This is a genomic window from Actinomadura kijaniata NBRC 14229, from assembly GCF_001552175.1.
GTDB lineage: Bacteria > Actinomycetota > Actinomycetes > Streptosporangiales > Streptosporangiaceae > Spirillospora > Spirillospora kijaniata.
Genome location: NZ_BCQR01000310.1, coordinates 1 through 4,313 on the forward strand (window position 1 = coordinate 1; position 4,313 = coordinate 4,313).

The 4,313-nt window shown below is 75.5% G+C and carries 4 protein-coding genes and 1 pseudogene; 4 read left to right on the forward strand and 1 reads right to left on the reverse strand.

All coding sequences use genetic code 11. The features are described 5' to 3' along the window. The 3 genes and pseudogenes from AKI01S_RS52425 to AKI01S_RS48230 all read left to right on the forward strand — a co-directional run. Positions 1–324: pseudogene (locus AKI01S_RS52425) on the forward strand (MFS transporter); the annotation flags it as partial. Next, entirely contained in the window at positions 321–1,703 is a 1,383-nt protein-coding gene (locus tag AKI01S_RS48225; RefSeq protein WP_245682101.1) for a carotenoid oxygenase family protein, read from the forward strand. The pseudogene AKI01S_RS52425 and the gene AKI01S_RS48225, both read left to right, overlap by 4 nt. Before the next feature lie 26 nt (positions 1,704–1,729). After that, positions 1,730–2,167 carry an SRPBCC family protein gene (locus tag AKI01S_RS48230; protein ID WP_067833787.1) on the forward strand — a complete coding sequence of 146 codons (438 nt, stop codon included), beginning with the start codon at positions 1,730–1,732 and terminating at the stop codon, positions 2,165–2,167. Between the two features lie 282 nt (positions 2,168–2,449). Here the strand turns inward: AKI01S_RS48230 and rraA are convergent, their stop codons facing one another. After that, the gene (rraA, locus tag AKI01S_RS48235) at positions 2,450–2,935 is read right to left on the reverse strand and encodes a ribonuclease E activity regulator RraA (RefSeq protein WP_067833790.1); all 486 of its coding nucleotides are present in this window, start codon (positions 2,933–2,935) and stop codon (positions 2,450–2,452) included. Between the two features lie 93 nt (positions 2,936–3,028). Between rraA and AKI01S_RS48240 the strand changes: the two genes are divergently transcribed. Beyond that, the coding region (locus AKI01S_RS48240) for a protein kinase domain-containing protein (RefSeq protein ID WP_439951719.1) at positions 3,029–4,313 on the forward strand (1,285 nt) is incomplete at its 3' end.

Below are 4,313 nucleotides of genomic sequence, written 5' to 3' on the forward strand. Positions count from 1 at the left end.
TGGCTCGCCCGCGCCCCCGCCGACGGCACGTTCCCCGCCGACCTGCTGGGCCCGTCGCTGCTGGCCGGCGCCGGGATCGGCATCGCGTTCGTCCACCTGACCGGGCTGTCGGCGCGCGGGGTCGCGCCCGCCGACTCCGGGCTCGCCGGGGGCCTGGTCAACACCGCCCGGCAGCTCGGCGGGGCCGTCGGCCTCGCCGCCCTCACCGCCGTCGCGGCCGGGCACGCCGGCCCGGCCGGATACCGCGCGGCGTTCCTCACCGCGGCGGCCATCGCCGCCCTGACCTCCCTGTTCACCCTCACCACGACGAGGAGCACCTCATGACCGCCGGTTCCGCCCCCATGGAGACCACGATGACCAAGCCCTACATCAGCGACCACTTCGCGCCCGTCCCCGACGAGACCACCTCCCACGAGCTGACGGTCCACGGCACGCTGCCGCCGGAGCTGTCGGGCCGCTACTTCCGCAACGGCCACAACCCCAGGCCCGGCGACGTCCCCACCCACTGGTTCAAGGGCGCGGGCATGATCCACGGGCTGCGGCTGCGGAACGGCCGCGCCGAGTGGTACCGCAACCGCTGGGTCCGCACGCCCGCCCTGGACGGCGTCCCCTACATCGGGGCCGACGGCGTCCCGAACCTCGCGGCCAGCGGCGCGGCCACCCACGTCATCGAGCACGCGGGCCGCATCCTGGCCCTCCAGGAGGCCAACCTGCCGTTCGAGGTGACGCCCGAGCTCGACACGGTCGGCGCCCACGACTTCGGCGGCCGCCTCACCACCGCGATGACCGCCCACCCCAAGGAGGACCCGGTCACCGGCGAGCTGCACTTCTTCGGGTACTCGCCGTTCCCGCCGTACCTCACCTACTACGTCGCCTCGGCCGCCGGGGAGATCACCCGCGCCGAGGTGGTCGACGGGGCCGGGCCGTCGCTGATGCACGACTTCGCGATCACCACCGAGCACGTGGTGTGGCTGGACATGCCGGTGGTGTTCGACCACGCCGAGCAGTCGGGCATCCCCTACCGCTGGAGCGACGGCTACCCGGCCCGCATCGGGGTCATGCCGCGCACCGGACCGGCGAAGGTGACCTGGTTCGAGGTCGAGCCGGGCGCGCTGCTGCACGTCACCAACGCCCACGTCGACGCGGCGGGCCGGATCGTCGTGGAGGGCCCGCGCTACGACCGCGCCGCGTGGGAGGGCTCGTGGAAGTGGTGGATCGGCTCGCCCGGCCACGGCCCCACCCCGAACGCCGGGGCCGTCCTGCACCGCTGGGTCCTCGACCCCGCGACCGGCCGGGCCACCGAGGAGACGCTCGACGGGCTGGTCACCGAGTTCCCGTCGATCAACGACGAGTACACCGGGCGGGCCAGCCGGTACGGGTACGCCATCGCGTTCCCCGGCGCGGGCCTGCGCGAGCACGCCGTCGTCAAGTACGACACCGCCACCGGCACGCGGCAGCTACTGCCGATGGGCGCGGACCGGATGCCGGGCGAGGCGGTGTTCGTCCCGGCCGCCGGGGCGACCGCCGAGGACGACGGCTACCTGCTGACGATCGTCAGCGACCTGGCCCGCGACGCCTCCCGGTTGCTCGTGCTCGACGCGCGTGACCTGGGCCGCGACCCGGTGGCCGCCGTCGAGCTGCCCCGCCGCGTGCCCGCCGGGATCCACGGCTCCTGGATCCCCGACGCCGACCTCGGCCGCTGACCCGCCCCCACGGAAGGAACCCCATCATGATCGACATCGACCGTACCGCACCCGTCGTCGTCCGCCACGAGATCGTCGTCGCGGCCCCGCCGGAGACCGTCTGGAACCTGCACACCGCCGTCGACGCCTGGCCGGCCTGGAACACCGGGATCGACGAGGCCGCGCTGAACGGCCCGCTGCGCGAGGGGGCGACGTTCACCTGGCTCACCCACGGCCTGGACATCACCTCGACCGTCCGGGCGCTGGAGCCCGGACGCCGCATCCTGTGGGGCGGCCCGGCGCACGGCATCGAGGGCGAGCACGTGTGGACGTTCCTGCCCGAGGGCGACGGGACGCGGGTCGTCACCGAGGAGTCGTGGGCGGGCCCGCCGGTCGAGGCCGACCCCGAGGGGACGCGGGCCGCGCTGGACGCCTCGCTGACCGCCTGGCTGAACGACCTGAAGACCGTCGCCGAAACCCGCTGAACAGCAGGAACGCCCCGCCGCGCACCGGCGGGGCGTTCCCGCGTCCAGGCTGTGTCGCAAAAGCCCTGGCCTACGGCGCTCGCCCGGGGGGCTCGCACCTCACCAGGTCTTGGCGAGCGCGACATCGCTTCGCGATCTGACCTGCGGGCCCTCGCCTCCGGCCTCGGGCCCGCAGGCCAGGTCACGCGCTCGCGCGCGTGGCCGGGCCGCCGGGGCGTCCGGCCGGGCGGTTCGGGCGCCGTAGCGCACTCGCGCGTGGCCGGGCCCGCTTCGAAGCGGGCCCTAGGCGCCGAGCAGGTCGCGTCCGGCGACGACGATGCCGTCCTCGTCGCTGTAGAGCCAGTCGCCGGGGCGGAACTCCACGCCGCCGAACGTCACCGGCACGTCCACCTCGCCCGCGCCGTCCTTGGCGCTCTTGCGCGGGTTGGACCCCAGGGCCTTCGCGCCGAGGTCGAGCCCGGCCAGCTCGACGACGTCGCGGACCGCGCCGTTGATGACCACGCCGGACCAGCCGTTGGCGACGGCCGCGGCGCCGATCATGTCGCCCATCAGCGCCGAGGCCAGCGACCCGCCGCCGTCCACGACCAGCACCCGGCCCTCGCCGGGGCTGTTGAGCAGCTTCTTCACCAGGCCGTTGTCGCGGTCGCAGCGCACGGTGACCACCTGCCCGGCGAACCGCGTGCGCGCCCCGTACTGCCGGAACTGCGTCTCGCAGCTGCGCAGCTCGTCCCCGAAGTCGTCGATCAGATCAGCGGTCGCGAAGTCCATGCCCGGATCCTACTGAGGGGTAGCGGGCGGCCGCCGACTGGCCACCGGGCCCGGTGGAGGCGCGATAATCGGCTGACCACCCGGGAGGCCGCCATGATGAACAGTCCGCCCTTTCAGCCGCTCGCGCCCGGCGATCCGCTGCTGGTCGGCGGGTACCGGGTGCTCGCGCGGATGGAGGCCAGCGGCCGGGGGTGGGTGTACCTGGCCACCACCGACAGCGGGCGGCGGCTGGCCGTGTGGGTGGTGCGGCCCGAGGCGCTGCGGGACCCGGTGTTCCGGGAGCGGTTCCGCAAGGACATGGCCGCCGCGCGGCGGGTCGGCGGACGGCGGGTCGCGCCGGTCGTGGACTTCCACGCCGACGCGCCGCAGCCGTGGGTGGCGACCGAGTACGTGGCCGGGCCGTCGCTGGCGCAGGTGGTCGTGGAGTCGGGGCCGCTGCCCGCGCGGGCGGTGCGGATCCTGATGGGCGGGATCGCCGAGGCGCTGCGCGACATCCACGCGGCGGGCGTCGTCCACGGGCGGCTCATGCCCTCCTCGGTCCTGCTGGCGCAGGACGGTCCGCGCGTCACCGGCTACGGCGTCGCCCCGGCCGGTTCGGTGGACGCCGACATCCTGGCGCTCGGCGGCGTCGTCTTCTACGCGGCCACCGGGCGGCAGTACGAGGGCGACGGGCTGGCCGAGTGCCCGCCCGACGTGCGGCCCCTGCTGGAACGCTGCCTGGCCGACGTCCCCGCCGAACGCCCGAGCCCCGAGCAGATCATCGCGTCGCTGGAGCACGGGACCGGAGCCCCCGAGCCGGACTGGCTCACCCCCGAGATCGTCGACCGGCTGCTGGCCCACGCGACGTTCCCCGGCGACCCCGACCCGCCCCCTCCGGTCCCGGAGGGCGAGGCGTCCGTTGTTGAGGCGCCGCCGGGCGAGCCCGAACACGCCGACGAGCCGCCGCCCGCGGCGGACACGTCCACGGACGCGGCGCGGACGGACGCGAAGCACGAGGACATCGGACACGCCGAGCACCCGGAGACGCCGCACGCGGAGGAGCCACCGGCCTCCGACACGGAACACTCCAACACGGAGCACACCAACACGGAGCACGCAACCACGGAGCGCCCAACCACGGAGCGCCCAACCACGGAGCACGCAACCACGGGGCACGCCGACACGCCGCCCGCGGACACGCGCGACGACGTCCCGGCCCGCGCGGGCGGGACGTCCGCCGCCGACACACCGCTGGACACGGGACCGTCCCCCATGCCCGCGCCGATGGGACCGCCGCCGGGCGACGGGGTCGCCCCGCCCTCCGACACGCCGCTGGACGCCGGGCCGCCGCACCCGCCCGCGCCGATGGGTCCGCCGCACGTTCCGGCCGGGCCGCCGC

What these genes read in the sequence shown, in the direction of transcription:
- AKI01S_RS48225 (WP_245682101.1), top strand. Translation starts at nt 321, where the DNA reads ATGACCGCCGGTTCCGCCCCCATGGAGACCACGATGACCAAGCCCTAC.
- AKI01S_RS48230 (WP_067833787.1), top strand. Translation starts at nt 1,730, where the DNA reads ATGATCGACATCGACCGTACCGCACCCGTCGTCGTCCGCCACGAGATC.
- rraA (WP_067833790.1), bottom strand. Translation starts at nt 2,935, where the DNA reads ATGGACTTCGCGACCGCTGATCTGATCGACGACTTCGGGGACGAGCTG.